Annotated in this window: 27 protein-coding genes, 3 tRNA genes and 1 pseudogene; 11 read left to right on the top strand and 20 right to left on the bottom strand. The window is 71.7% G+C overall.

Annotated elements, in window-relative coordinates:
• Positions 1–30: 30 nt before the first annotated feature.
• The gene (locus ENC19_RS08930; RefSeq protein WP_164446648.1) at positions 31–327 is read right to left on the bottom strand and encodes a hypothetical protein; all 297 of its coding nucleotides are present in this window, start codon (positions 325–327) and stop codon (positions 31–33) included.
• 194 nt (positions 328–521) lie between these two features.
• Here ENC19_RS08930 and ENC19_RS08925 point away from each other — a divergent pair, with 194 nt between their 5' ends.
• Both ENC19_RS08925 and ENC19_RS08920 read left to right on the top strand, forming a co-directional pair.
• Entirely contained in the window at positions 522–1,436 is a 915-nt protein-coding gene (locus ENC19_RS08925; protein WP_164446647.1) for a 3-hydroxyacyl-CoA dehydrogenase family protein, read from the top strand.
• Complete coding sequence (locus ENC19_RS08920; RefSeq protein WP_164446646.1) at positions 1,433–2,176, top strand: enoyl-CoA hydratase/isomerase family protein; 744 nt, start codon at positions 1,433–1,435, stop codon at positions 2,174–2,176. The genes ENC19_RS08925 and ENC19_RS08920 overlap by 4 nt, the downstream gene beginning before the upstream one ends.
• Before the next feature lie 60 nt (positions 2,177–2,236).
• Here the strand turns inward: ENC19_RS08920 and ENC19_RS08915 are convergent, their stop codons facing one another.
• Entirely contained in the window at positions 2,237–3,598 is a 1,362-nt protein-coding gene (locus ENC19_RS08915) for an ABC transporter substrate-binding protein (protein WP_164446644.1), read from the bottom strand.
• Between the two features lie 154 nt (positions 3,599–3,752).
• Between ENC19_RS08915 and ENC19_RS08910 the strand changes: the two genes are divergently transcribed.
• Entirely contained in the window at positions 3,753–4,142 is a 390-nt protein-coding gene (locus tag ENC19_RS08910) for a hypothetical protein (RefSeq protein WP_164446643.1), read from the top strand.
• 34 nt (positions 4,143–4,176) lie between these two features.
• On the opposite strand, the gene ENC19_RS08905 is transcribed toward ENC19_RS08910, so the two are convergent.
• Positions 4,177–4,689 carry an SRPBCC family protein gene (locus ENC19_RS08905; protein ID WP_164446642.1) on the bottom strand — a complete coding sequence of 171 codons (513 nt, stop codon included), beginning with the start codon at positions 4,687–4,689 and terminating at the stop codon, positions 4,177–4,179.
• Positions 4,690–4,886: 197 nt separating this feature from the next.
• On the opposite strand from ENC19_RS08905, the gene ENC19_RS08900 reads away from it, so the two are divergent.
• Complete coding sequence (locus ENC19_RS08900; protein ID WP_164446641.1) at positions 4,887–6,155, top strand: hypothetical protein; 1,269 nt, start codon at positions 4,887–4,889, stop codon at positions 6,153–6,155.
• A gap of 99 nt (positions 6,156–6,254) precedes the next feature.
• On the opposite strand, the gene ENC19_RS08895 is transcribed toward ENC19_RS08900, so the two are convergent.
• Genes ENC19_RS08895 through ENC19_RS08875 form a run of 5 tightly spaced genes read right to left on the bottom strand, consistent with a single transcriptional unit; the run spans position 6,255 to position 8,737 of the window.
• A complete protein-coding gene (locus ENC19_RS08895; protein ID WP_164446640.1) occupies positions 6,255–6,860 on the bottom strand; it encodes a methyltransferase family protein in 606 nt (201 codons plus the stop codon).
• Between the two features lie 4 nt (positions 6,861–6,864).
• A complete protein-coding gene (locus tag ENC19_RS08890) occupies positions 6,865–7,560 on the bottom strand; it encodes a cation transporter (protein ID WP_164446639.1) in 696 nt (231 codons plus the stop codon).
• On the bottom strand, positions 7,557–7,904 hold the full coding sequence (locus tag ENC19_RS08885) for an ArsR/SmtB family transcription factor (protein ID WP_164446638.1): 348 nt from the start codon (positions 7,902–7,904) through the stop codon (positions 7,557–7,559). Before ENC19_RS08885 ends, ENC19_RS08890 begins: the two co-directional genes overlap by 4 nt.
• A 45-nt stretch (positions 7,905–7,949) precedes the next feature.
• A complete protein-coding gene (locus ENC19_RS08880; protein ID WP_164446637.1) occupies positions 7,950–8,387 on the bottom strand; it encodes a MerR family transcriptional regulator in 438 nt (145 codons plus the stop codon).
• Entirely contained in the window at positions 8,384–8,737 is a 354-nt protein-coding gene (locus ENC19_RS08875) for a hypothetical protein (protein WP_166458179.1), read from the bottom strand. The genes ENC19_RS08880 and ENC19_RS08875 overlap by 4 nt, the downstream gene beginning before the upstream one ends.
• Positions 8,738–8,816: 79 nt before the next feature.
• Between ENC19_RS08875 and ENC19_RS08870 the strand changes: the two genes are divergently transcribed.
• Positions 8,817–9,143, top strand: coding sequence for a hypothetical protein (locus ENC19_RS08870; protein ID WP_164446636.1), 327 nt, complete (start codon positions 8,817–8,819; stop codon positions 9,141–9,143).
• A gap of 319 nt (positions 9,144–9,462) precedes the next feature.
• Here the strand turns inward: ENC19_RS08870 and ENC19_RS08865 are convergent, their stop codons facing one another.
• Together ENC19_RS08865 and ENC19_RS08860 are read right to left on the bottom strand one after the other, a co-directional pair.
• Complete coding sequence (locus tag ENC19_RS08865) at positions 9,463–9,867, bottom strand: type II toxin-antitoxin system VapC family toxin (RefSeq protein WP_164446635.1); 405 nt, start codon at positions 9,865–9,867, stop codon at positions 9,463–9,465.
• A complete protein-coding gene (locus ENC19_RS08860) occupies positions 9,864–10,061 on the bottom strand; it encodes a hypothetical protein (RefSeq protein ID WP_164446634.1) in 198 nt (65 codons plus the stop codon). Before ENC19_RS08860 ends, ENC19_RS08865 begins: the two co-directional genes overlap by 4 nt.
• Positions 10,062–10,401: 340 nt before the next feature.
• Here ENC19_RS08860 and ENC19_RS08855 point away from each other — a divergent pair, with 340 nt between their 5' ends.
• Positions 10,402–10,677 carry a hypothetical protein gene (locus ENC19_RS08855; protein ID WP_164446632.1) on the top strand — a complete coding sequence of 92 codons (276 nt, stop codon included), beginning with the start codon at positions 10,402–10,404 and terminating at the stop codon, positions 10,675–10,677.
• Positions 10,678–10,834: 157 nt separating this feature from the next.
• Here the strand turns inward: ENC19_RS08855 and ENC19_RS08850 are convergent, their stop codons facing one another.
• The 9 genes and pseudogenes from ENC19_RS08850 to ENC19_RS08810 all read right to left on the bottom strand — a co-directional run bounded on the left by ENC19_RS08850 (position 10,835) and on the right by ENC19_RS08810 (position 17,072).
• Entirely contained in the window at positions 10,835–11,098 is a 264-nt protein-coding gene (locus ENC19_RS08850; protein WP_164446631.1) for a hypothetical protein, read from the bottom strand.
• A 291-nt stretch (positions 11,099–11,389) separates the two neighbouring features.
• Positions 11,390–11,463 (bottom strand) — tRNA-Phe (locus tag ENC19_RS08845).
• Between the two features lie 103 nt (positions 11,464–11,566).
• Positions 11,567–11,640 (bottom strand) — tRNA-Asp (locus ENC19_RS08840).
• A 33-nt stretch (positions 11,641–11,673) separates the two neighbouring features.
• Positions 11,674–11,746: transfer RNA gene (locus tag ENC19_RS08835), tRNA-Glu, on the bottom strand.
• Between the two features lie 154 nt (positions 11,747–11,900).
• Entirely contained in the window at positions 11,901–12,692 is a 792-nt protein-coding gene (locus ENC19_RS08830) for a polysaccharide deacetylase family protein (RefSeq protein ID WP_164446630.1), read from the bottom strand.
• A gap of 147 nt (positions 12,693–12,839) precedes the next feature.
• Positions 12,840–13,779, bottom strand: a pseudogene (locus ENC19_RS08825) (MerR family transcriptional regulator).
• A complete protein-coding gene (gene idi / locus ENC19_RS08820) occupies positions 13,769–14,362 on the bottom strand; it encodes an isopentenyl-diphosphate Delta-isomerase (protein ID WP_164446797.1) in 594 nt (197 codons plus the stop codon). Before idi ends, ENC19_RS08825 begins: the two are co-directional and overlap by 11 nt.
• 43 nt (positions 14,363–14,405) lie before the next feature.
• Positions 14,406–15,887 (bottom strand): phytoene desaturase family protein, encoded by a 1,482-nt coding sequence (gene crtI, locus ENC19_RS08815; RefSeq protein WP_164446629.1) that lies wholly within the window; start codon positions 15,885–15,887, stop codon positions 14,406–14,408.
• Between the two features lie 30 nt (positions 15,888–15,917).
• The gene (locus ENC19_RS08810; RefSeq protein WP_164446628.1) at positions 15,918–17,072 is read right to left on the bottom strand and encodes a polyprenyl synthetase family protein; all 1,155 of its coding nucleotides are present in this window, start codon (positions 17,070–17,072) and stop codon (positions 15,918–15,920) included.
• A 65-nt stretch (positions 17,073–17,137) separates the two neighbouring features.
• Here ENC19_RS08810 and ENC19_RS08805 point away from each other — a divergent pair, with 65 nt between their 5' ends.
• Positions 17,138–18,049 (top strand): phytoene/squalene synthase family protein, encoded by a 912-nt coding sequence (locus ENC19_RS08805; RefSeq protein ID WP_164446627.1) that lies wholly within the window; start codon positions 17,138–17,140, stop codon positions 18,047–18,049.
• Positions 18,046–19,368 (top strand): cryptochrome/photolyase family protein, encoded by a 1,323-nt coding sequence (locus tag ENC19_RS08800; RefSeq protein ID WP_164446626.1) that lies wholly within the window; start codon positions 18,046–18,048, stop codon positions 19,366–19,368. The genes ENC19_RS08805 and ENC19_RS08800 overlap by 4 nt, the downstream gene beginning before the upstream one ends.
• On the opposite strand, the gene ENC19_RS08795 is transcribed toward ENC19_RS08800, so the two are convergent.
• Positions 19,365–20,729 carry an Nramp family divalent metal transporter gene (locus ENC19_RS08795; RefSeq protein WP_164446625.1) on the bottom strand — a complete coding sequence of 455 codons (1,365 nt, stop codon included), beginning with the start codon at positions 20,727–20,729 and terminating at the stop codon, positions 19,365–19,367. The two genes, ENC19_RS08800 and ENC19_RS08795, sit on opposite strands and share 4 nt — an antisense overlap.
• Positions 20,730–20,887: 158 nt before the next feature.
• Here ENC19_RS08795 and ENC19_RS08790 point away from each other — a divergent pair, with 158 nt between their 5' ends.
• The 3 genes from ENC19_RS08790 to ENC19_RS08780 all read left to right on the top strand — a co-directional run bounded on the left by ENC19_RS08790 (position 20,888) and on the right by ENC19_RS08780 (position 25,213).
• Positions 20,888–22,366 carry a dihydrolipoyl dehydrogenase family protein gene (locus ENC19_RS08790; RefSeq protein ID WP_164446624.1) on the top strand — a complete coding sequence of 493 codons (1,479 nt, stop codon included), beginning with the start codon at positions 20,888–20,890 and terminating at the stop codon, positions 22,364–22,366.
• 72 nt (positions 22,367–22,438) lie between these two features.
• Positions 22,439–23,440 carry a LacI family DNA-binding transcriptional regulator gene (locus ENC19_RS08785; protein ID WP_164446623.1) on the top strand — a complete coding sequence of 334 codons (1,002 nt, stop codon included), beginning with the start codon at positions 22,439–22,441 and terminating at the stop codon, positions 23,438–23,440.
• 393 nt (positions 23,441–23,833) lie between these two features.
• Complete coding sequence (locus tag ENC19_RS08780) at positions 23,834–25,213, top strand: ABC transporter substrate-binding protein (protein WP_164446622.1); 1,380 nt, start codon at positions 23,834–23,836, stop codon at positions 25,211–25,213.
• Positions 25,214–25,234: the final 21 nt, after the last annotated feature.

The raw sequence follows: 25,234 nt of genomic DNA, 5'->3' as shown, positions 1-25,234 counted from the left end.
GGAGGCGGTGTCAGGGGCCCTCCTGACACCTCAGACAGTGATGGTCGGCGGCAGCGGCTCCGGGGGGAGCCCGCCGTCGCCGTCGACGATCTCGTCGGGCTGGCCGTCCTCGTCGATGTCGACCATCGTGACGTCCACCTTGCCGTCGCCGTCGGTGTCGAACTGGAACAGGTCGGCCTTCCCGTCACCGTCGGTGTCGACCACCCACACGTCGGTGCGGCCGTCGTTGTTGGTGTCGGCACGCAGCAGCTCGACGCGCTCGTCGCCGCGCGTCTCGACGATTCCCTCGGCGCCCGCGCCGTCCACGGTCTCCGGTGCCTGGCTCATCTGCTCGTCCTTCCCTCGGTTGTCGGCGGTCTGTACCCGATCTCGTCCGCCCCCACGCATGGGACCGGGGCCGGCGCTGCATAGGGTCGCAGCATGACTGAGCGGAGCGTACGGGCTGATTCCCGGCGTGGCGGCGACCCCGCGCGCCGCAGGCGTCAGCGAGGGGCCGATTCTCACTGTGCGGTGGTGTCGCGATGACGGAACGGTTCGTGGTGGTGGGTGCCGGCACGATGGGTCTCGGCATCGCGTACGTGGCGGCCGGCAGCGGACATGCCGTGGAGCTGGTCGAGGTGGACCGGGATCGGGGTGACGCCGCGCTGCGGCGACTCGCCGACCTCTGGGAGCGGGCCGTGCGGCGGGGCAGGCTCGACGCCGACCAGGCGGACGCCAACCAGGCGCGGATCACCCTGCGGGCAGGGCTCGCCGAGGTCGCACCGGCACCGGACGTGATCGTGGAGGCGGTACCGGAACGGGCCGACCTGAAGCGGGCCGTGCTCGCCGAGGCGGAGGCGCTGCGCCCGGCGCTGCTGGGCAGCAACACCTCAAGCATCCCGATCGCCGATCTCGCGGCGGGGCTGACCCGGCCGGAGCGCTTCTGCGGGCTGCACTTCTTCAACCCGGTATGGGCGATGGCGCTGCTGGAGATCGTGGTCGGCCCGGCCACCGCGGTGGAGACCACCGACGCGGCCGTCACGCTCGCCGGCCGGCTGGGCAAGGATCCCGTCGTGGTACGCGACATGCCGGGCTTCGCCACGTCGCGACTCGGCGTGACCCTCGGGCTGGAGGCGATCCGGATGGTCGCCGACGGGGTCGCCAGCCCCGCCGACATCGACAAGGCGATGGTGCTCGGCTACCGGCACCCGATCGGGCCGCTGGAACTGACCGACCTGGTCGGTCTGGACGTGCGCCTGGACATCGCGCGGACGTTGCAGGCCGCGTACGGCGACCGGTTCGCGCCGCCGCCGCTGCTCGTGGAACTGGTCGCCGCCGGCCGGCTCGGCAAGAAGTCCGGGCACGGCTTCTACCGCTGGACCGACGGGGTTCGCTCGGGCGGCAGCGAGCCGGTCGCGACCACTGGCGGTGCCGAGTCGCCGGAGGCGGCACGATGAGCGGACTGCGGGTCGAGGAGCAACCGGACCGGCTGGTGGTCACGCTGGACCGGCCGGAGAAGCGCAACGCCATCGACACCGACCTGATCGCGGCGCTGCACGAGGTCTGCGCCGAGTTGGAGGCACACCCCCGGATGCTGCTGCTGACCGGCGGCACCGACGGGATCTTCGCCGGCGGGGCGGACATCGCCCAGTTGCGGGAGCGTGGCCGGCTGGACGCACTGGCCGCGATCAACTCGGCGGCCTTCGCCCGGATCCGGGCGTTGCCGATGCCGACCGTGGCGGCGATCGACGGCCCGGCGCTGGGCGGCGGCGCCGAACTGGCGTACGCCTGCGATCTTCGGGTCTGCTCGGCGCGGGCGGTGTTCGGCCAGCCGGAGGTGCGGCTCGGCATCCTGGCCGGTGCCGGTGCCACCCACCGGCTGCCGGCGCTGGTGGGCGAGGCGCTGGCCAAGGAACTGCTGTTCACCGGGCGGCGGGTGGACGCGGCGGAGGCGCTGCGGATCGGCCTGGTGAACCGGGTGGTGACCACACCCGACGAGTTGCTGCCGGCGGCCCACGGTCTGATCGACGAGATGGCCAAGGGCTCGGCGTTGGCGCTGCGGTTGACCAAGCTCGCCGTCGACGCCCCGACCGCCGCGCATCCACAGCTGGACCTGGTCAGCCAGGCGGTGCTCTTCACCGACGAGGAGAAGCACCGCCGGATGACGGAGTTCCTGGACCGGCGGCGCGGGCGCTGACGCGCCCGGAAAAGGCGACGGCCGCACCGTGTCACGGTGCGGCCGTCGGTGTCGACTGGCTCAGGACGCGGTGAGCGCCGCCAGCGGTACGTCGGCGTCGGCGAGTGCCCGGATCACCGCGGCGGACTCGCTGAAGCCGATGATGAGCACCGCGTCGGCCCCGAACTGCTTGATCTGCTTGGCGCCCTCACCGAAGTTGATCGGGGCGGCCTCGGCGTCCTCGCCGGGCTCGTAGCCGAGCAGTTTCACCTTGTCGCCGCCGAAGCCGGCCCGCTCCAACTCGGCCCGGACGACCTCCTGGAGCCCCTTGCCGTACGAGTCCTGACGCGCCACGATGGCGATCTTCTGCGGGCCGTCCCGGAGAATCACGTCGGCCAGCGCCCGACCCTGGAGACTGTCCGGCGGGGCGGTGCGGAAGTAGAGACCCTTGTCGTCGGCCTCGGTCAGATCCGCGGCCGTGTTGGACGGCGAGAACAGGATCAGGCCGGCGTCCACCACGTCGGGCAGCACGGCCGCGGAGATGCCCGAGCCACCGGCACCGATGATCACGTGTACGCCGGCGTCGATGTGACTGGCCACGGTCGCCTTGGCCACGGTCGGGCTGGTGCCGTCGTCGCCGTCGATCCAGACCACGTCCTCGCCGAGCACCCCGCCGGCCGCGTTGATCTCCTTGAGGGCCAGCGCCGCACCGGCCGCGATCGGCGGGTTGGCGATGGCCAGGTCACCGGTCTTGGGGAGCAGGCCACCCAGGACCAGCGGGGCGCCGCTGTTCGGGTCGGGGAAGCTGCCGTTCTGCCGCTTCGCCTTCGGTGGCTTCTTCTTGCTCGCCGCCGACTCGTCACCGGCGCCGACGAACTCCGTCTTGGCGTCGTTGAGCTGTTGACCGTCGAAGTGCAGGGTCGCGTAACTGGCGGTGGCCGGCTCGCCCGCTTCCGTGAAGCCGGCCCGGGTGATCGACACGCTGCGGTACTCGATGTCGGTGCCCTGGCGGGCCAGTCGCAGGCACTGGCTCGCGGTGGTGCAGCTGGTGCCGTTGTTCGTGACGCCCACGATCTGCTTGGCGATGTCCGCGGGGTCGGTCGACCCGGCGAGCTGCGCCGCCAGTGCGCTGATCAGCACCGCGTCGTACGCCTCGGCGGAGTAGAGGTAGTCGGTCAACCTCGGGTCCACGGACCGTAGCCGGTTCTTGAAGTTGTCCGGCAGCGGCGTGAGCGGAGTGGTGCCCTTCATCCCGTCGACCAGGCCGGCGCGATCCTGCAACTCCTCCGGGTACGAGTTGAGCATGTTGCCGTCCGTGCCGTAGAGGCGCACCTGTTGGGTGGTCGCCTCCTCGGGCTGCTCTTCCCCACAGGCGCTGGTGGCGAGCAGGACCGTGGCGCAGACAGCCAGGATGGCCGTCCGCGAGCCGCGCGACATGTACATGGTCGTCCTTCCTCGGGCGAAGGTCCGCTGCGCAGACTAGCGTGCCGTGACGGGCGGCGGGACCGTGGAGGCCGGTCTATCCGCAGGTCGCCTCCACCATGTGCGGAGAGTAACCGTGGTGGGTTCCTTGACCGGCACCCGTACTGTGCGGTCCGTGACCGACTCGCCACAGCAGCTGTTCGAGGACGCCGCCGCCATCCTCAGCTCGGCCCTCGACGGGGACTCCGACGCGGTGGTGGGAACCTTCGATGCGGTGGTCGACCGGGCCGGCCTGGCCGGCGCGTACGACGTGGCGTGGTGCCTGGCCGCGACGATGGTGGGGGATCCGGTGCCGCCCGGAGCCTGCGCGCTCGACTTTCCCGGCATCGACCAGGCCGGGTACGACGCCCGGTGGGTGGCCCGCTTCGTCAGCGCGTACGCCAACGCCGACCTGGACACCGCCCGGGCGTTGTTCGGCGCGGCGGCCGCCGACGGGCTGCTGCCGGAGTGTCTGCTCACGCTCGCCGGCTCGACCGTGGCGACGCTGCGGCAGCGGGCCGCCTGACCGTCCGCGTCGGTGGTCGCGCCCGGCTCGGCGCTCATGCGGGCGAGTGGATCAGTGTCGCGGCGTAGCGGGAGAGCAGTTCGTGCCAGCCGGCGGTGAGCGCCCGCCGGTAGCCCTCGGCGGCGCTGCCGTGCCGGTCGAAGTGCCGATGCGCCACCTCGATGAGGGTGCCGGCCTCGGCGGGGGTGAAGAGCACCTCGACCTCGCTGGCCCGCGCCGGGTCGGGCACCGGTGCGCGATCCGCGCTGATCTGCCAGGTGAACACCAGGCGGCGGGGCGGATCCCAGGTCAGCACGCGCCCCCAGTCGGTGCGGAACCCGTAGGGCCCGACCTCGTAGAGCATCCCGCCAGGGCGCGGCTCCATGCCCAGCTCGGCCAGGAGGGTGGGGCCCGACCAGGTGTACTCCATCACCCACCAGTCGGCGAGCCGTCCGGTGAAGACCTCGTACGCCCGGTCGGCGGAGGCGGGGACGAACAGGGTGCTGCGGAGTGCGAACCGTTCAAGTTCCTGCTGGATGTCGGTAGGATCGGCCATCCCCTGTCCCATAGGCCCGGACCATACCGGCTCATGCCCCCGTGCGCAGCTTCCTCCGATGTCTGTCCCGCCTGATGATCGCCGTACTCGTCGGCGTCGATTGATCATGCGTTGTCGATCCGCCTCCGCGCCGGGATGGCCGTCCGGAGAGCGGGTATGCGCGGCGGGACGTCGCCGGGCGGTCCGCGACGGTGAGGCGGAGCGGGAACATGACAGACAGCGAAGAGTTCTCGGTGCCCGGTGCGGAGCGGTCGACCGGTCCGGACAGCGGCGATGGGCCGGAGCCGGACGTGCTGCTCGACGTCCCGAAGGTCTCGGTCAACTCGATCCAGCTCTCCGTGGACCGGTTGGACGCCGACCTGTCCCTGCGTGCTCGGCTTGCCGGTCTGCTCCAGCTCGACGCCGGTGTTCGCGTACACGTCGAGGGCGTCGAACTCGACATCGACGGCGTGGAGGCGCAGGCCCTGCTGAAGGTGCGCCTGGAGAAGCTGGTGACGATCCTCGACCGCGCGCTGACCACCATCGACCGGAACCCGCAGGTGATCGACGCGCTGGCCCGCACCGCGAGCGCGGCCTTGGCGGACGTGAACCGGGTGGCGGACGACGCTGCCGGCGTGGTCGAACAGGTGGCTTCCGCTGCTGCGCCCGCCGCCGGACCCACCGTGGTCCGGGCCGAACCCGCTGTCCGGCAGCCTGGCCTGATGGCGGACCAGGCCGTACCGGTCACCGCCCGGTCCACCGAGAGGGCGGGCCGGACGCCCGACCGAGTTGGCCGGCTGATCGGCGAGCGGGGAGATCCCACCGTCCCTGCGGAGCCGGCGGCTGGCGGTTCGGGTCCGGTGGCGGGGCGCCCGGGCGGGCCGGGTGCGGCGGCTGGCGGTTCGGGTCCGGTGGCGGGGCGCCCGGGCGGGCCGGGTGCGGCGGCTGGCGGTTCGGGTCCGGTGGCGGGGCGGCCGGGCGAGTCGGGTGCGGCGGCGGGGCAACCAGGTGGTGCGACCGACGACCTGGGGCAGCAGGTAGGTGCCATCGGTGCGGTCGCCGACCGGGCACCCGGCCGCGAACCGGACACCCAGGCCCGGGACCGGGACCGGAGTCAAGGCCGGGAGGGCGGCCAGGACCGGGACCAGAGCCAAGGCCGACAGACGGAGCGGCCCGAGGACCGGGACCGGAGTCAAGGCCGGGAGGGCGGCCAGGACCGGAACCAGAGCCAGGGTCGCCACACGGAACGGCCCGAGGACCGGGAGGCGAGTCGAGGTCGGGACGTGGGCCGGGGAGCGGGGGCGGAGGAACCGGCCGAGCAGCATGGCCGGGGCGGCGAGAGGGCTGCCTCGTCGGAGCAGGGCCCGGCCGGCCACGACGAGACGTCCAGCCCTCGGCAGTTGGCCGAGCAGGCGGGGGAGACGCTTCTACGAGCCGGGCGCAGCGTGTGGGAGGCGATCCAGAGCGGCATGGCGCAGCGCCGACAGCAGGACCGGTGAGCTCGCCACGGCACGAGACACCGCGAGTCGCGCTCTGCACCGCCCCGGAGGCCGCGACTTGCCGCAATCCGCAGCGCTTGAACGGCAGGAGGTTGTCTTTCAGCCAGTGAGCCGACCCAACCCGGGCAGGAAACGGCCGACACGTCCCGCGTAGCGGTGGTAGGCGTCACCGTGGGTGGCGATCAGATACGGCTCCTCCACCGCACGGACCTGCACCTGCAGCGCCACGATCAGGACGCCCAGGGCGGCGAGTGCCGCGGCGTTGGGCACCATGAGGGTCAGGCCGAGCATGGTCAGGGCCATGGCGGTGAAGATGGGATTGCGGGCGTACGCGAACGCACCTCCGGTCACCAGTTCGGTGTGTTCGGACGGGTCGACTCCGATGCGCCACGAGGTGCCCATGGCGAGTTGGGCGGCGAGCGTCGCGCCGATGCCGACGGCGGTGACGACGAAGCCGGCCACGTGCAACGGTCGGTGATCCAGACCGGGCAGCGGGGGCAGGCCGGCGAGGGCGGCGGTCGGGCCCGCGAGGCCGAGCACGAGGGCCGCGACGAACAGCAGCTTGGCCCACCACCGAAGCCTGCCGACCGGGCCGGCGTCGAGACGCAGGCCGGTGTCTCCGGTGCGCCGCCACTGCGCGAACGTGCGCCAGCCGAACGCGAGCAGCAGGCCGAGCAGGTAGAGCAGCAGCGCGAGCCAGGCCATGGCGTCACACCTCCCGGTTGGTGCAGCAGTTGTCGGCGCAGCCCGAGGTCCGCCCGGTGGTCTCGGCGATCGCGACCGGTGCGCAGTCGTCGCAGTGCTCGCCGCGCCATGCCTGCACGCCTTCCCTGACCGCGACCCCGGCGATGACGAGCGCCGCGATCGGGTCCGCCCAGGACCAGCCCCACAGGGCGTTGAGGAGCAGGCCGACGAGCAGCACCGCGGACAGGTACGTGCACAGCAACGTCTGGGTGGAGTCGGCGATGACCGTGGCGGAGCCGAGTTCGCGTCCGGTGCGCCGCTTGGCGGCGACGAGCAGTGGCATCACGATCAGCGACGCCACGGCCAGGCCGATCCCGACCGGGCTGGCCTCGGCGTCAGCACTGCCCAGCAGCGACCGGAGGGCGTCGACGCTCACCCAGGCGGCCAGGGCGAAGAAGGAGAGGCCGATCAGCCGCAGCGCCAGCCGTTCCCGGTCCTCGGGGACCCGGGAGCGGAACTGCCAGATCAGCACCGCCGCGCTGGACACCTCGACGAACGAGTCCAGGCCGAAGCCGACAAGCGCGGTGGAGGAGGCCGCCGCTCCGGCGGCGATGGCGACCAGGCCCTCCAGGAGGTTGTAGCCGGCGGTGGCGTAGGCGAGCCACAGGCTGCGTCGGGACAGCACCGCCCGCCGTCGCGGCGTGACGGTCGACGTGCTCACGCCCGCGCCTCGGCGGGGGCGCCGTACACCGGGCAGAGGGCGACCGCCGCGCCGGTGGCCGCCAGTAGCAGCTCCGCCGCGCGCAGCAGGTCCAGCAGCTCGGGTCGGGTCAAGCCGTAGAACGACTGGCGGCCCTCGACCCGGTAGTCGACGAGGCCGCAGTCGCGCAGGCAGGCCAGGTGCTTGGAGACCGTCGACTGGGCCATGCCCAACTCGCTGGTCAGGTCCACCACCCGCGCCTCGCCGGCCGCGAGGCGGCGCACGATGGCCAGCCGGGTCGGGTCGCCGAGGGAGCGGAACAGCGCCACGGCCGAGGTCGGTGCTGACGTGCAATCAATCGCCACGAAGCGATGATAGCCGGATCCGAGGATGTATTAGGCCGGCGGGCGCTATCGCGGGCTTCTTTCCGCGAGTTCGGCGAAGGGCAGTGGGCAGCAGGGACTGTCGGCGCAGGCGACCAGGTCGTCACAGCCGGCGGAGATGGCGGCGCGCAGGGTGTCGCGGATGACGGTCAGGTCCGCCAACTTCTGCTCGATCTCGGCGAGCTTGCTCCTGGCCCGGGCCCGCAGGCCGCCGTCCGGTCGACGGCCGTGCCGGTGGCGGCCGGCGTCCAGCAGGTCGGCGACCTCGTCGAGCGTGAAGCCGAGACGCTGCGCCGTCTTGATGACCCGCAGGAGATCGACCGTCTCGGCCGGATAGATCCGGTGCCCACCCGGTGACCGCTGGGGGGAGGCGAGCAGGCCGCGTCGTTCGTAGTAGCGCAGGGTCTGTCGGTTTACGCCGGCCGCGTCGGCCAACTCCCCACTGCGCAGCCCGTACGACGTCATGTCCGCCGCCGTACGGCCGCGACCCGGTCGGCGAGGGCGTCGAGCACGTCGACGTGCCCGGCTGGCACGCGAACGTCCAGGGTCAGCGCATCCGGATCGGTCCGGAGCAGGTCGAAGAGGAAGAACGAGCAGCACGACGACTCGCGGGCCGTCAGATCGCGGGCCGTCTGCTCCACCTGCGTCGCGCTGTCCAGCCGCAACCGCAGATGCTGCGCCGACACCCGCTCCGCCGTTCGTACGGCCGCGCCGAAGAACCGGTCGAACTCGGCGAGCCGCAGGGGCCGGTCCGCCGTCGGCAGGGTGCACGCAGCCGGCACCCACGCCGCTCCGGTGATGTCCTGGGAACTCATACCCCACGGTAAGCCGGTACCCAGGTACCGGATGCAAGCTCCGAGGTCGGGCGTTGACACCCAGATGCATGATCGCTCCGTGACCATGATTGACCCGGACCCGGCATGGGCCGCCCTGCGTCTCGTCGGTGCGGTCCTCAGCCTTGCCGTGGTCCTACTCGGCGTGCGGGTCGCGGTGACGCGGCGGTTTCCCGTGGTCTGGACGCGGGCCGCTCGGCTGACCGAGAGGCAGCGGTCCCAGCCGCTCCGTCGCGGTGGCTTCCTCGCCCTGTGCGGTGCGAGCCTGCTCGTGCAGCAGGTGCCGTTTCTCGCCCCCGTGCCCGTCGCGGTCGGACGGGTCCTGTTCGCCCTGGCACTGCTGCTGGTCGTGAGCGCGGTGGGATGGTTCGCCCTGCTCCGCCGCTGAGAGCAACCAGCCGAGGGCGCAAAGCAGAACGCCGACCGGCGTTTCCGCTGGTCGGCGTTGCAATAGCCCGGCGAAAGGCTATGTGGCCAGGGGCGGGGTCGAACCGCCGACCTTCCTATTTTCAGGCACGAGCGGCACTCGGCTCTGCCGCCGAACCGCTGGCGGAGGCACGATCGCGGGGTGGTCGGCCACCGCCGGGGTAGGGGCGATCGACTGCCGCGCCTCTCTGCGGCTTGCCACCGGGTGTATGAGTTCTGCCGGCGGCTGACTGCCAGGACCAGCGACTGCCCTTCGGTCGCGGCGGGCCGGGACGGTGCAGCTAAGAGACGTCGAACAGGCGCAGGCCGTCGTACTCCGCGAAGTCCGCGTAGTCCTTGCCGTTGAAGGTCGCCAGCGGAAGCCGGTCGACCAGGCAGCAGGCCGCGATCCAGGAGTCGTTCGTCGGCCGAGGACGCCCCCGACGCTGCGCCCTCGCCTGGAGCTGGCCCCAGGTGGTCGCCACCGCCTCGTCAAAGGGCAGCAGCACCACGCCGGATCGCCACTGCGCGAGATCAGCGAGCTTGCGCGGCCCCCAGCTCCGCAGCACGGTCCACTTGGTCAACTCTCCGAGCGTGACGAACGTGATGCACGGGGTTTTACCGGCCAGCCGGGCACGAAGCCGGTCATGCAGTCGGCCTCGCAGGATCGCCGACGCGACGTCGGTGTCCAGGACGACCAGGCTCACGCGGCACTGGTCCGCCGAGAGGCGTACAGATCGGCGAGGAAGTCATCCAACTCTTCGTCGGACTCGAACAGATCCGGGCGGGCCAGATCGTCAACGGAGGCGACCGGCCGCACGCCCTGACGGCGGGCCAACTCCTCCGCCGGCACATGCTCAGCGGTCGGCCACTCGGACATCCGCTCGGCGTTGCTCGACATCACGACCCACCTCCTCCAACACACACCGTTGCCCATTGTCGCACGGTCAGCACCGGCCCCACCGTCACTCGGCAGCGCGGAGAGCCGGAGACGCGGCCAACCGCCCCGGCCCGGCAGCCCGGAGGTAAGCCACGTTCGCCGGACAACCACGCGGCCGTGCCGGCCACGTGCCGGTAGCGCGTCCCAGGCGGTCAACAGCGGTCATGATCCGGCACACCCCCGCTGACCACGTGATCCGGGCAGATCATGACAGCCGAGAACGACCTTCCAAACTGGTGGTGCTGGCCCTTGCCCAGATCCCATTCGGGTCGTCACACTTCGGGTCCGAGAAGGGATCAGCGTGTTTCGGCTCGAAACAGACCCTGATGGCATTGGCCGCTCCGTTGCCGAGCAGCTACGGGATGTGCCCAAGTCCACCAGGCGCGCCTTATGTGCGGCGGCTTGTGAGGCGGCGCTCTCTCGTACCGGCGTTACCTATTCCGTGCTTCATGAGACGGTGAAGAAGATCAGAAAGGGCGACGTGTTGAAGAGTGGGCGCGACGCCGTCACCGCAATCGTCTGTGAGCTGGATGTCGTCGCCTGGGATCTGGCTGACATGGCGGCCAGGCGTATCTGACTGCCTTCCGACGTGCGCGTGCCGCCGCAGCCGTCGAGCAGGCGATCGGCGAGCCGTCGGTCGCGGCCTGGGAGACAGCGTACGAGGCACACCACGCCGGGCTTTCCCTTGTCGAAATGGAGCGGTTGTTAGTCGACCTCCTGGCTGTCGGCCGGAGTCAGACGGGGTAGTCGGTCCGATGGACGTAGGTGAGCTGGCCCGGGTCGACGCCCCAACTGATGAGCAGCTCTTTCAGGTCGTTCTCGTCTTGAGCCTGCGCGGCCCGCAGGTCGGTCATGCCGTCACCTGGCCCAATGCACCAGTCGTTGTCAATGTGGCTGGCTTCGAACTCGCGGTGAAACAGGTTGAAGGCCTGCTTGTCGCCGACGTGGGCGGAGGGCCGGATCGGGTAGATGGAGACCCAGGCTCGGCGTCCGGGCACGGAGGCGGGGACCTCAGCGACGAGTTGCTGCCGGCGCCGGAGCGCGGTGCGGAGCGGGATCGGCCATCCTTCGGTTACGGCGACGATTGAACCACCAATTCATTCCTGGTAGGCAGCCTGATCTCGCATACGAGATCTGGCCGCGCGCGATCCACGTGCGATAGGGGCAACGACTGGTTGGTCCGGGGCAACGAGAGTCAGACCGGACGGCTGGCCAGCCGAGGGCGCAAAGCAGAACGCCGACCGGCGTTTCCGCTGGTCGGCGTTGCAATAGCCCGGCGAAAGGCTATGTGGCCAGGGGCGGGGTCGAACCGCCGACCTTCCGATTTTCAGTCGGACGCTCGTACCAACTGAGCTACCTGGCCGTGGTGCTCGGCTCATGCTACCCAACCTGCGGGATCGCCGCTGGGACGGGTCACATGCCCCGATACGCAGAACGCCGCGCTAGCTGCGCGGCGTCAGCGCTTGCGGTCCTGACGGGACTTGAACCCGCGACCTCCGCCTTGACAGGGCGGCGAGCACTCCAACTGCTCCACAGGACCTTGCTGGTGTTGCCTCCGGCCTGAGCCGAACCGTGCCCCCAACGGGATTCGAACCCGTGCTACCGCCTTGAAAGGGCGGCGTCCTGGGCCGCTAGACGATGAGGGCGGCCCCGCCATCATTGCACACTCGCAACGTTGAGCGGACTTGCTCCCATCCGGCCCCGCCGGAGGCTTCGAAAGCATACGTGATGGCGTACCGGTCAACCAAACCGGTATGGCGGCAGCCACAACGGCACGGAAAACACCAGCTCAGAGTCGGTCTAGGTGAGCCTGGCGACGCCGTGGTCACGCTTCAGACCGGCGATCACCTTGGCGCAGGCCGCGAGGGTGGCCGCCCGGTTGCCGCCCCCGTCGTGCAGCAGCACCACGGCTCCGGGACGGGCCGAGCGCTTCACCCGCTTCTCGATGGTGGCCGCCGTCGGCTTGGCCCAGTCCTGCGGGTCGACGGTCCAGTGCAGCGAGCGCATGTCGAGCTGCTTGGCGACCTTCACCACCTCGGCGGTCCACCGGCCCCCGGGCTGGCGGTAGAACGGCACCTTCGCCTTCGGCACCGCCCGCCTGATCTCCCGGTTGGTGCGCACCAGATCGGCGCGGATCTCGGCGACCGGCCGCCGGGCCAGGTCGAGATCGTGGTTCCAGCTGTGGTTGCAGAGCTGGTGCCCCTCCCGGACGATCCGCCGCAGCAGGCCCGGATGCTTGCGGACCTGGGTACCCACCACACAGAAGGTGGCGGTCACCTTGGCTGCCTTGAGGCGGTCGAGCACCTTCGGAGTCCAGGCCGGATCCGGGCCGTCGTCGAAGGTGAGGGCCACCTTGGCGGTGCCGGTGGTGCGGACCAGACCGGCCGGCAGTTTCGCCGGCAGCGGCCGTAGCCGCGGCTTGGGTGGCACGGCACGGGTCGGCGACGGAGCGGGCTCCGGCGGCAGGGCGGCCGAGGGTGGCGGGCTGGACGGGGCGGTGGCCGCCGGCGTGCCGCCGCCACCGCCGCCGCAGCCGGCGACGAGCAGGACGGCCAGGCCGGTGAGGCAGGCCAACAGGGCACGGTGACGCATCGTTCGCTCCCGAGAGGGGTTCGGGGTACGCGGACGACCAGACGCTAGTTCACCCGGTTGACGTGGGACGACGCCGGGTCAGGACGCGGGTGCCCTCCGTACGGCCGGGGCGCGGGCCGAGCCGCCCAAGGCTGCCGGACCGAGCGGTCAGGAGGCGGCCGGACGGTCGAGCGAGTCGTGCACGGCGACGGTGAGGGCGACCGCCTCGGTCAGGTCGCTCGGGCGTACCACGCCGGCCGGCAGGCTCCGGGCCGGCCAGCCCGGTCCGGACGCGAGCACGAGCAGCGGCCGGCTCGGCGCGGTGAGCAGGGCGGTGAGCTGGGCCGGGTCGGCGGTGGCCCGAGTCTGTGACCAGAGCACCACGGCGGCCGGACCGGTCCGGTCGACGGCGGCGAGCAGCGCGGTCACCGGCACCCGGGCACCGAGCATCCGGTAACCGACGCCGGCCTCGGCCAACGCTGCGGCGAGCGCCTCCAGCGCGAGACTGTGCTGCTCCTCGTCGGCGCAGGCGAGCAGGACGCGCGGTGGCCCGGACGCGGGGCCGGCGGACGCCACCGCACCCAACGCCGCCGAGACACAGCGGGACACCAGGTGCTCGACCTCGATCACGTCGCCGGTGGCGGCGTGCCGCTCACCGAGACCGACGAGCAGCGGCGCAGCAGCCGGTCCCAGGTCGTGACCACGCCGTCGGCGGCGATGGCGCGGGAGATCGTCGCACCGATGGCCGCGGCGTCCAGCCGCATCGCGGCGCGGGCCAACCCCGGACCGCCGGCCCGGCCCGGCCGACCGGGATGGTCGTACCGCCGCCGTCGCGTCGTCTGAGCACGGCACGGGAGGCGCCGACAGCCGCGAGGGCGTCCGGTGCCTGACGGGCCCAGCGGGCCGCCTCGGCGGGGCTGACTCCTTCGGCGGTGAGCCGCCGCATCACTTCGAGTCGAGCCAGGTCGGCCGGGGTGTAGCGCCGGTGGTGGCCGGGAATGTGCTGGCTGGGCCCGAGGCCGTACCGCTGGTGCCAGGTACGCAGCGTGGTCACCGCAACCCCCAGGCGCTGGGCGACCGCGCCCGCGCTCAGCGCCTCATCGGCCACCCGGCCGCTCCGGCGCGTCGTCGTCGGCCGGCTGCCCGGGCGGTTGTGCCGGCTGCCACAGCCGATCCAGAACGCCACCCAGCCACGGCGCGTAGTCGTCGGGGTCACGGTGCAGCGCGGCGGCGAGCTGGGCCGGCTCCACCCAGCGCAGCTCCGCCACCTCGGTCGGCTCCGGGCGTAACGACCCGTCGGGTTGGAACTCGCCGAGCAGGACGTGGTCGTACTCGACCTCGACCCGCCCGGTGCCCGGATCCTCCGCCCGGTAGACGTAGACGCCGATTTCGCGCAGCGGCACCGGTCCGACGCCCAGCTCCTCCGACAGTCTGCGGTTGGCGGCCTCGGCCAGCGCCTCCCCCGGCTGCGGATGACCGCAGCAGGAGTTCGCCCAGCGCGACGGGAAGCGGGTCTTCGTCGCGGCGCGCCGCTGGAGCAGCACCCGGCCGTCCGGTGCCACGAGCAGTACGGAGAACGCCCGGTGCAGCTGACCGGGCGGCTGGTGGGCGACGGCCACCGTGGCCGCCCCGACGGGCTGGCCGGTGTCGTCGACCAGTTCGACGAGGTGGCTCTCCCGGGACTGCGGCATCAGCGCCACCCACCGATCCTCGGCGCCGTCTCACTGCTCAAGATCACAGCTGCTCCCCCGTGATCCGGGCGGCGGCGAGCTTGCCGGAGATCAGCACCATCGGTACGCCGACACCGGGCTGGGTACCCGAGCCGACGAAGACCACGTTGGACAGCGAGCGGTGCAGGTTCGACGGTCGGAACGGGCCGGTCTGGAACAGGGTGTGCGCGGAGGCGAACGGCGTACCGGCGGCCATGCCCTGCTCGGCCCACTCCGCCGGGGTGATCGCCCGCAACACCTCGACGCCCGAGCCGAAGTCGACGTATCCGCGCTCCTCCAGGGTGGCGATGAGCTGATCGGTGTAGCGGGCGGTGAGGTCGCCGCGCCAGTCGAAGGGCGCCCGGTCGAGGTTCGGCACCGGAGCCAGCACGTAGTAGGTGTGCCGGCCGGCGGGCGCCACCGCCGGGTCCGTCCGGCTCGGGTTGGTGACCAGCAGGGACGGGTCGGACATCAGGTTTCCGCGTCGGATGACCTCGTCGAAGGTGCCCTGCCAGGCCCGCCCGAAGTGGATGTTGTGATGGGCGATGCGCCGGTAGCCCTGGGTCGAACCCACGTGCAGCACGACGCACGAGGGCGAGTAGGTGAGCCGGCGCTGCCGGGCCGGCGGCAGCAGGTCGCGGTAGGCCACCGGAAGGTCGGGGTTGAGCACCACGGCGTCGGCGGGGACGAACTCCCCGTCGGCGGTCACCACCCCGGTGGCCCGGCCGTTCGCGGTCTCCACCCGGGTCACCGTGGTGCCGTAGCGGATGCGTACGCCGTGCTTCTCGGCGGCGCCGGCCAACCCGCGGGAGACCGCGTGGATGCCGCCGCGCGGGAAGAAGACCCCGGCCACCGAGTCGAGGTACGCGATGACCGCGTAGATGGCGAGTGCGTCGTGCGGAGCGAGCCCGGCGTACATCGCCTGGAAGGAGAAGATCCGTCGGGTACGCGGATCCCGGAAGAACTGGTTGATCTTCGTTTGCAGCCGCCGGAAGGCGCCGGTGGTGACGAGCTTGAGCAGGTTGCCGGTGAGTAGGTCGGTCGGAGCGTCGAGATTGCGTTCGATGAAGTCGGCCCGTTCCAGTCGCCACAGGTTCCGGGCGAAGTCGACGAACCGCAGGTAGCCGTCGGCCTCCCGGGGCCCACAGACCCGGGAGATCTCCGCCGCCATCGCGGTGGTGTCGGTGAGCACGTCCAGCGTGGAACCGTCCGGGTAGTAGGCACGGTAGGCCGGGTCGAGCGGCACCAGGTCGAGCCAGTCGGTCAGCTCCTCACCGACCGCGGCCAGCGCCTCGGCGATGAGGTCGGGCATGGTGAGCACCGTGGGGCCGGTGTCGAACTCGTAGCCGTCGACGCTGAGCCGACCGGCCCGCCCACCCGGCACCGGCTCGCGCTCCAGCACGGTCACCTGGCGTCCGCTGCCGGCCAGGTGCAGCGCGCAGGCCAGCCCGCCGAGCCCGGCCCCGACAACCACCACCCGATCAGTACGCCCGTCAACGGTCCGCACCGGCGACCACCTCTCTGTGCAGGGAGCCCATCATGCCCGCCGATGGGTGGCGGCGGCCGCGAGGCCGACAAGTGCGGTACGGGCGGTCTCGTCGACGGCGACCGCGTCGAGCGCGGCCAGCGCGTCCTCGACCCGCTCGTCGATCATCCGCTCGATCCGTCGCACGGCGCCGGTGTCGAGCACGACCTCGGCGAGCCGGGCGATCTCGGGCTCGTCGGCCCGCCGGCCGGCGCCGTCCAGTGCCCGTAGCTGCGTCGGCGTGGCCAGTTCCCGGGCCAGCACCAGCAGCGCGGTCGGTTTGCCGGTGCGCAGGTCGTCGCCGGCCGGCTTGCCGGTGGTGGTCGGGTCACCGAAGACACCGAGCAGGTCGTCGCAGAGCTGGAAGGCCTCGCCGACGGCCAGGCCGTAGCGGGTGTACGCCCCGGCCAACTCGCTGTCCCCGTCGACGCCGGCAAGACTGGCACCGAAGAGCAGCGGCCGTTGCACGGTGTAGCTGGCGGTCTTGTACCGGGCCACCCGGAGCGCCCGGTCGACCGACCAGCTCAGCGGGTCGGTCTCGCCGAGGACGTCGAGGTACTGCCCGGCGACCGTCTCCACCCGCATCCGGTCGTAGCCGCGTCGTACCTGGAGCAGCCGGTCCGCCGGCAGGTCGGCCAGGGCCAGCAACTGGTCGGCCCAGACCATGCAGAGGTCACCGATGAGTACGGCGACCGCCTCGCCGAAGCGCCCGGAGTCGCCGTTGCGGCCCGCCGCGGCGTGCTGGCTGGCCACCGCCACGTGCGCGGTGGGTCGGCCGCGTCGGGTGGCGGAGGCATCCATCACGTCGTCGTGCACCAGCGCGAAGGTGTGCAGCAACTCCAAGGTGGCCAGTGCGGGCAGCACCGGGGTCACCGGCACGTCGCCGCCGACCGCGCCACGCCAGCCCCAGTAGGCGAACGTGGGCCGGACCCGCTTCCCGCCGGAGAGGACGCAGTCGCGGGCGGTGGCGGCGAAGCCGCCCATCGCCGGGTCGATCGCGGTGAGCGCGTCGACTTCGGCGGTCAGGAACTCGGCGAGCGTGGTGTCGACGGCGACGACGATGTCGCGCGTGTAGGCGGCCAGCACGGCAGCGATCGGGTCGTCGCCACCGACCGGCTGCTCAGGGACCACGCGAAGGAGGTTACCCGTTGGTCCGTCGCTGGCCATGCCGCTGAGCGTACCCTAGGGTCTCAAGTTGCGTCGATTGGTGCGTCGAATCAGAGGAGGGCCCGGTGGACCTGGATCTCGCCGCTGCCTACGACAGATGCCGTGAGCTGCACAGACGGCACGGCCGCACCTACTATCTCGCCACCCGACTGCTGCCCGCATGGAAACGGCGGCATGTGCACGCTTTATATGGGTTCACCCGCTACGCCGACGAGATCGTCGACCAGACCGACGCCCTGCCACCGGCCGAGCGCGCCGCCCGGCTGGACGACTGGGGTGGCCGGTTCGTCGCCGGGCTGCACGGTGCGCCGGTGACCGACCCGCTGCTTCCGGCGGTGCTGCACACCATCGCCGTGTTCGACCTCGAGCGGGAGGACTTCGCCTCGTTCCTCAAGAGCATGGCGATGGACCTGACCGTCACCTCGTACCGCACCTATGAGCACCTGCTGGACTACATGGAGGGCTCGGCCGCGGTCATCGGCACGATGATGCTGCCCATCCTGGGCAGCTCCGATCCGGTGGCGGCCCGCGAGCCCGCCCGCCAGCTCGGCTTCGCCTTCCAGCTGACCAACTTCATCCGGGACGTCGGCGAGGATCTGGCCCGGGGGCGGACCTACCTGCCCGACGAGGACCTGGCCGCCTTCGGCGTGACCCGGGACGACCTGTCCGCCTGCGCCGCCGCCGGGCGGGCCAGCGAGCCGGTCCGCGAACTCATCCGGTACGAGGTGACCCGCGCCCAGGCGCACTACCTCGCCGCCGCGCCGGGCGTGGTCCTGCTCGACGGTGCGTCGCAGGCCTGCATCCGTACCGCCTACCTGCTCTACGGCGGCATCCTCGACGAGGTGGCCGCCCAGGACTACGACGTGTTCGCCCGCCGCGCCACGGTGCCGCAGCGGCGTCGGCTGGGCGTGGCCACCCGCGCCCTGCTGTCCCCGGCCGGCAGCCCGGTCGCCGTGCCCGGTCCGCCGCCGCGGTGAGCGACCGTACCGCCGTCGTGCTGTTCACCCGCGACCTGCGGGTGCACGACCACCCGGCACTGGCGACCAGCTGCGCCGCCTTCGACCGCGTGGTCCCGCTGTACGTGCTGGACCCCGCGCTCGCCGAACTGTCGCCGAACCGCACCCGCTTCCTGCACCAGAGCCTCGCCGCGCTCCGCGAGGCGCTGCGGGGGCTCGGCGGTGACCTGGTGCTGCGACACGGTGATCCGGTGGCCGAGACGATCCGGCTGGCCGGCGAGGTGGGTGCCGAGGCCGTCGCGCTCTCCGCCGACGTCTCCCGGTACGCGGCCCGCCGGGCGCGACGCCTGGGCGTCGAGTGCGACCGGAACCGGCTCCATCTGAGGTTCTTTCCCGGCCTGACGGTGGTCGAGCCAGGGGAGCTGAGCCCGGCCAGCGGCGACCACTACCGGGTGTTCAGCCCGTACCACCGGGCGTGGAGTGCCCGGCAGTGGCGGGCGGAACTGTCGGCGCCGACGAGCGTGACGTTGCCGGTCGGCGTGCCGGTCGGGCGCCTCCCGGCGCTGCCGTCGGGTGAGTCGCCGGACGCGGTCGCCGGCGGGGAGGACGAGGCGCGACGTCGGTTGGCGCGGTGGCGGCCCGACGTCGCGCGCTACGGCGACCGCCACGACGACCTGGCCGGCGACGCCACCTCCCGGCTCAGCCCGTACCTGCGCTTCGGCTGCCTGTCACCGTTGACCGTGGCCAACGCGATCGACGACCGGGAGTCACCGTTCGTCCGGCAACTCTGCTGGCGGGACTTCTACCACCAGGTGACCGCGGCCTTCCCCGACCTGCCCCGCAAGGCGTACCGGCGCCGGGCGACCGAGCACTGGCGCTACGACGAGCAGGCCCTCACCGCCTGGGCGCAGGGGCGCACCGGCCTGCCGGTGGTGGACGCCGGCATGCGTCAGCTGCGGGCGCAGGGGTGGCTGCACAACCGCGCCCGCCTCATCACCGCCGGCTACCTGACCAAGACGCTCGGGCTGGACTGGCGGGACGGGCAGGCGGTCTACTTCCGGTGGCTGCTCGACGGCGACATCGCCGACAACTCAGGCAACTGGCAGTGGGTCGCCGGCACCGGCAACGACACCCGGCCGTACCGGGGATTCAACCCGGTACGGCAGGCCGAGCGGTACGACCCCGACGGCGCGTACGTGCGGCGGTGGGTGCCCGAGCTGGCGTCGGTGGCCGGCGGGGCGGTGCACCAGCCGTGGCGACTGCCCGAAGCGCTGCGCCGCACCCTCGACTACCCGCCGCCGTTGGAGCCGCCCGGTGACACCCCGGTCTGGCTGCGCTAACCGAGCAGCTGCTGCCACAGGTAGAACAGCGCGAAACCGGCGAAGAACACGATCGCGATCACCACGAGCCCGGTGGCCACCCGACCGGCGCGCAGCGCGGCCGGGAGCGTACGTCGGTTGAGCCAGAGCACGAGCGCCGCGACCAGCGGAATGTGCAGGGCCTCGATCGACCCCGCCACGGTGAGCAGCCCCACCGGGTCGCCGAAGAGCACGAAGACCGTGAACGGCAGCACCGCGAGCCAGCCGATGACGGCGACCCGACCGAGGACCGCCGGTCGGGCCCAGGGCCGCTGCGTGAGGTGGTCCGGCAGGGCCTTGCGGATGCCGTCGGTGTACAGCCGCTTCCAGCCGTCGATGTTGGTCAGCGTGGCCGTCCAGAAGGCCGAGATGAGGCCCACCACCATCAACCAGAACCCGACACTGCCGAAGACCTCACTGAACAGCGTGGTCAGGTCGCGGGCGACGTCGGACTCGGCGGGCACGATGCCCTCCGGACGCAACAGCTCCGCACCGAGCACGAGGAAGGCCACCGTGATGATCCCGACGCCCACGACGGCGAACGTCGAGTCGAGCGTCATGGTTCGCAGCCACTGACGTACCCGGGCCACCTGACCCTCGTCCAGGCCGCGCGGGTCGAGCCGGCTCGGCTCCTCCAGCGCGCCGACCCCCACGCCCTTCGCCGCGACCCAGTACGAGTACCACATCAGCCCGGCGGCACCGTTCGACAGGAAACCCAGCCAGGGCAGGATGTCGGCGACCACGAGATCCTCGGGCACGGTGGGCACCACACCCGACGCGGCCTCGCCGAGGTCGGGGCCGACGAGCACGGCGGCCAGGACCACCCCGACCGCCAGCAGCAGCCCGATCACCCGGGACACCCACTCCACGCCGGTGTAGTGGCCGAACAGCACCAGACCGGCCGCCGCCGCGATCACCACCGCCGTCCAGAGTTGGATCGGACCGGGTACGGCCAGGGTGAAGGCGCTGCCAGCGGCGCTCGCGATGCCGGCGATGGCGGCGACGCCCACCACCAGCTGCGGTACCAGGATGACCCACAGCGCCCAGCCACGGGGACCGGGCAGCTCCGCCATCCCGCTGAGCAACCGTCGGCCGGTCACCACGCTGTAGCGCCCGATCTCCCGGGTCACGAAGAGCTTGAGCAGCAGGGCCGCGATCAACGCCCACAGCAGGGCGTACCCGTACTGGGCGCCGACCCGGGGCGTGAACAGCAGCTCTCCGGTGGCCAGGGCGGCCAGCGCCCAGAGCACACCGGGGCCGATGTAGCCGAGTTTGGCCCGGCCGGTCGGCGGCTCCGGCACCGTCACCCGTCGTTCGCGGCTGCTGACCAGCGCCTCTTCCATCACCCGTACCCTTCGTCGTCGGTTCCTGCTGTCCTTGGCCCTACCCACGGGGCCCGGCGTCGTACCGGTCGGGCGCAGATCGAGTCGGTCCCGCTCCCTGTCCGCGCCGTTGGCGTGGCCGGGTGGCCGGGGGCGGCCCGGTGCGCGATGCTGGCGGCATGGCGGAGCCGGAACTGGTCGACGTGGTGGTGCTCGGACTCGGAGTCGGCGGGGAGGAGGTGGCCGGTCGGCTGGCGGAGGCCGGGCTCACCGTGGTCGGCGTGGAACGCGACCTGGTCGGCGGGGAGTGTCCCTACTGGGGGTGCGTGCCGAGCAAGATGATGATCCGGGCAGCGAACGCGATCGCCGAGGCCCGACGGGTCGACGGCCTCGGCGGCACCGCCCAGGTCACCCCGGACTGGGCGCCGGTGGCGAAGCGGATCCGGGCGGAGGCCACCGACGACTGGGACGACCGGGTGGCGGTGCAGCGGTTCACCGACAAGGGCGGGCGCTTCGTACGCGGCAGCGGCCGACTCGACGGACCGGGCCGGGTGCGGGTCGGTGACCAGGTCTTCCAGGCACGCCACGGCATCGTGCTGGGTACCGGCACCCGCCCGTCGGTGCCGCCGGTGGACGGGCTGGCGGACACCCCGTACTGGACCAACCGCGAGGCCATCGAGGTCGAGGAACTGCCCGGCTCGCTGCTGGTGCTGGGCGGCGGCGCGATCGGGCTCGAACTGGCGCAGGTCTTCGCCCGTTTCGGCGTACGGGTCACCGTGGTCGAGGCGCTCGACCGGGTACTGGCCGTCGAGGAGCCGGAGTCGTCCGAGGCGGCGGCTGCCGCGTTGCGGGCCGACGGGGTGGAGATCCACACCGGGGTCAAGGCCGCCCGGGTCGAGCACGGCGTCGGCGGGTTCACCCTGCGCGGCGCCCGGGGCGAGGAGTTCACCGCCGAACGGTTGCTGGTGGTGACCGGCCGCCGCGCCCACCTGGACGAGTTGGGGCTGGACACGGTGGGCGTCGACGCGGGCGGGCGGTACCTGCCGGTGGACGACCGGCTGCACGTCACCGAGGGAATCTGGGCGGTCGGCGACGTCACCGGCGAGGGTGCCTTCACCCACATCGCGATGTACCAGGCGTCCATCGTGGTCGCCGACGTACTCGACCACGCGCGACGGTCGCAGGGCGGCGCGGACCCGAGCGGTACGGCCAGCGTGGTCGGCGGCGCCGTCGGCGTGGCCAGTTCGTTGGCCGCCACCGGATCGAGCGGTTCGGCGGGCTCGGTGCCCCGCGCCGACTACCGGGCGTTGCCCCGGGTCACCTTCACCGATCCGGAGATCGGCGCGGTCGGTCTCACCGAGCAGCAGGCCCGCGACCGCGGCATCAACGTGCAGGTCGGCTTCACCCGGCTGGCGTCGTCGACCCGGGGCTGGATCCACAAGACCGACGAGGACGGCTTCATCAAGCTCGTCGCGGACGCCGACCAGGGGGTGTTGATCGGGGCGACCTCGGCCGGCCCCGCGGGCGGCGAGGTGCTCTCCGGTCTGGTGGTGGCGGTGCACGCGGCAGTCCCGCTGAGCCAGCTCCGGCACATGATCTACGCGTACCCGACCTTCCACCGGGCGATCTCCGACGCGTTGCACAATCTCGGACAGTGACCGGATAGCATCCGTCATCCTGCGACAGGCTGCTGTTCTTTTCTTGCAGTGGGTCGGCGTACTATTGCGGCCGTGACGAAACGACTGACCGAGGTCGCCCGCAAGGCAGGCGTCAGCGAAGCCACCGTGAGCCGGGTGCTCAACGGCCGCGATGGCGTGGCCGAGGCGACCCGGACGGCGGTGCTGACCGCCCTGGACGTGCTCGGTTACGAGCGGCCGAGCAAGCTGCGCGGTGAACGTGCCCGACTGGTCGGGCTGGTGTTGCCCGAGTTGCAGAACCCGATCTTCCCGGCGCTGGCCGAGGTGGTCACCGGCTCGTTGGCGCAACGCGGCTTCACCCCGGCCCTGTGCGCCCGCACCATCGGCGGCGTCTCCGAGGCCGCCTACGTCGAGATGCTGCTGGACCATCAGGTCTCCGGCGTGATCTTCGCTGGCGGGTCGTACGCGCTGGCCGACGCGTCGCACGAGCACTACCGACGGCTGACCGACCGGGGGTTGCCGGTGGTGCTGGTCAACGCGGGTGTGGACGAACTCGGCTTCCCCCGGGTGTCCACCGATGACGCGGTCGCGGTCGAGCAGGCGTACGGCCACCTGCGCTCGCTGGGGCACGAACGGATCGGCCTGGTGCTGGGGCCCGAGGACCACGTGCCGTCGCGGCGGAAACTGACCGCGATGGGCCGGGTCGCCGGCTGGGACGCGGGGACCGAGTGGGTCGAGCGTTCCAGCTTCTCGATGGAAGGGGCCCGGGTCGCGGCGACCAAACTGGTCGACCGGGGAATCAGCGGGATCATCTGTGCCAGTGACGTGTTGGCCTTGGGCGCGATCCGCGCGGTGCGCCGGCTCGGCCGTTCGGTGCCCGACGACGTCTCGGTGGTCGGCTACGACGACTCGGCGTTCATGACCTGCACCGATCCGCCGCTGACCACCGTCCGGCAGCCGATCGAGACGATGGGGCAGGCGGCCGTGGACCTGCTGGTCACTCAGATCGAGGGCGGGGGTGTGCTCACCGACGAGTTGCTCTTCGAGCCCGAACTTGTGGTGCGCGGCTCGACGGCGCCCACGCCACGCCGCTGACTCCACCGGCACCGATCCGGCACCGCCCCGCCGTTGTGGAACCCTGGGCCGCTCCGCCCCGCTGAACCCGACGCTCTCGGCCGCCGACCGCTACCCGCGGTCGGCGGCTTTCCGTCGTTGCCGCGCCCTGCGTGACGTCGTTTCGGTCCCATGACACCTGCCAGCACGGTCGCCCTCTGGCAGAAGATGGTCGCTTAATTTCAAGAGTCGATTCAAACCTTGCTGGATCGAGTCGTCGACGCTACAGTGACTCCACTCACACCTGGCCGCCGGTAGGTAACGGAGGGTCAGGGGTGCAGCCCGGACACCGATCACCAGCAGGTCTCGCGGCGTGGGACACCAACCGCCGATCACCGACTTCACCTAGACACCCGTTCCCGAAGGGATGGACAGATGTCCGTACCGCAGTACCGGAAGGCAGCTGCGTTGACGCTCGTGGCCGGTCTGGGGCTCGGCCTCGCGGCCTGCTCCACCAAGAGCGGCGACACCAGCGGCGACGCGAGCGGCAAGGTCACCATCACCGTCGACTGCCAGCCGGTCGGCGCCCAGAAAGAACTGCTGCAGAACTGGAACGCCGACGTCGCCGAGTTCCAGCGGCAGAACCCCGACATCGTGGTCAAGAGCGTGAGCGTCGGCGAGCAGTGCAACAACCCGCCGGACTTCACCGCCCGGCTGGCCGGCGGCACCGTGACCGACGTGTTCTACGGGTACATGACCGACCTGCAGCAGGTGCTCGACTCCGGCCAGGCGATGGACATCACCGAGTACGCCACCACGGACACCATCCCCACCTGGGACAGCGTCGACCCGGCGCTGAAGGAGGTCTTCACCGACGACGGGAAGCTCTACGCCGTACCGGTGAAGAACTACTCCATGGGCCTGGTCTACAACAAGGTGCTGTTTCAACGGGCCGGTCTCGACGTGAACAGCCCGCCGAAGACCTGGGCCGAGGTCCGGGACGCCGCCAAGAAGATCTCCGCGCTCGGCGACGGCATCGCCGGCTACGCCGAATACAGCGCCGGCAACACCGGCGGCTGGCACTTCACCGCCCTGCTCTACTCGCAGGGCGGCCAGGTGCTGACCGCCGACGGCAGCAGGGCCGACTTCAACAACGCCCTGGGCCGGCAGGTCCTCCAGAACCTCAAGGACATGCGCTACGGCGATGACAGCATGGGCGATCGTCAGCTGCTCCAGTGGGGCGACCTGCTGACCAACGCGGGCGCCGGCAAGGTCGGCATGTTCATCGGCGCGCCGGACGCCACCCAGGCGATCGTCAGCCAGTTCCAGGGCAGATTCGAGGACTGGGCGATGGGGCCGCTGCCCGGCCAGGACGGCCCGGCCAAGAGCACGCTCGGTGGCGGCGAGGGCTACTTCTTCAAGAAGGACCTCACCCCGGAGCAGGTCCGCGCCGGTCTCAAGTGGATCGCGTACCAGAAGCTCACGCCCGGCAAGGGCCAACTCGACTACGTCCGGGCCAAGCCACAGAACTACCCGGTCGGTCTGCCACAGCCGCTGCTGTTCACCAACGGCAGCCAGGCGCAGCAGCAGGAGCTGGAGCTGCGCAAGGCCAACGCGAACGTGGACACCGCGAACTTCGCGAACTTCGAGGCCAACCCGGTCCCGATCAAGGGTGAACCGCGCAACGCGCAGGCGATCTACGCGGTGCTGGACGCGGTGATGTCCGGCGTGCTGACCAACCCGAACGCCAACATCGACGCGTTGCTCAGGACCGCCGAGGAGAAGGTCAACAAGCTCCTCGCCGCCGAGAGCTGAGTACCGGGGCGGGGGTCGGAG

Origin of the sequence: Verrucosispora sioxanthis, from assembly GCF_010560025.1 — a bacterium.
In the GTDB taxonomy this organism is placed as follows: Bacteria; Actinomycetota; Actinomycetes; order Mycobacteriales; family Micromonosporaceae; genus Micromonospora; species Micromonospora palythoicola.
Note: the sequence above shows the minus strand (reverse complement) of the source record. Positions and strands in the feature narration are given on the sequence as shown.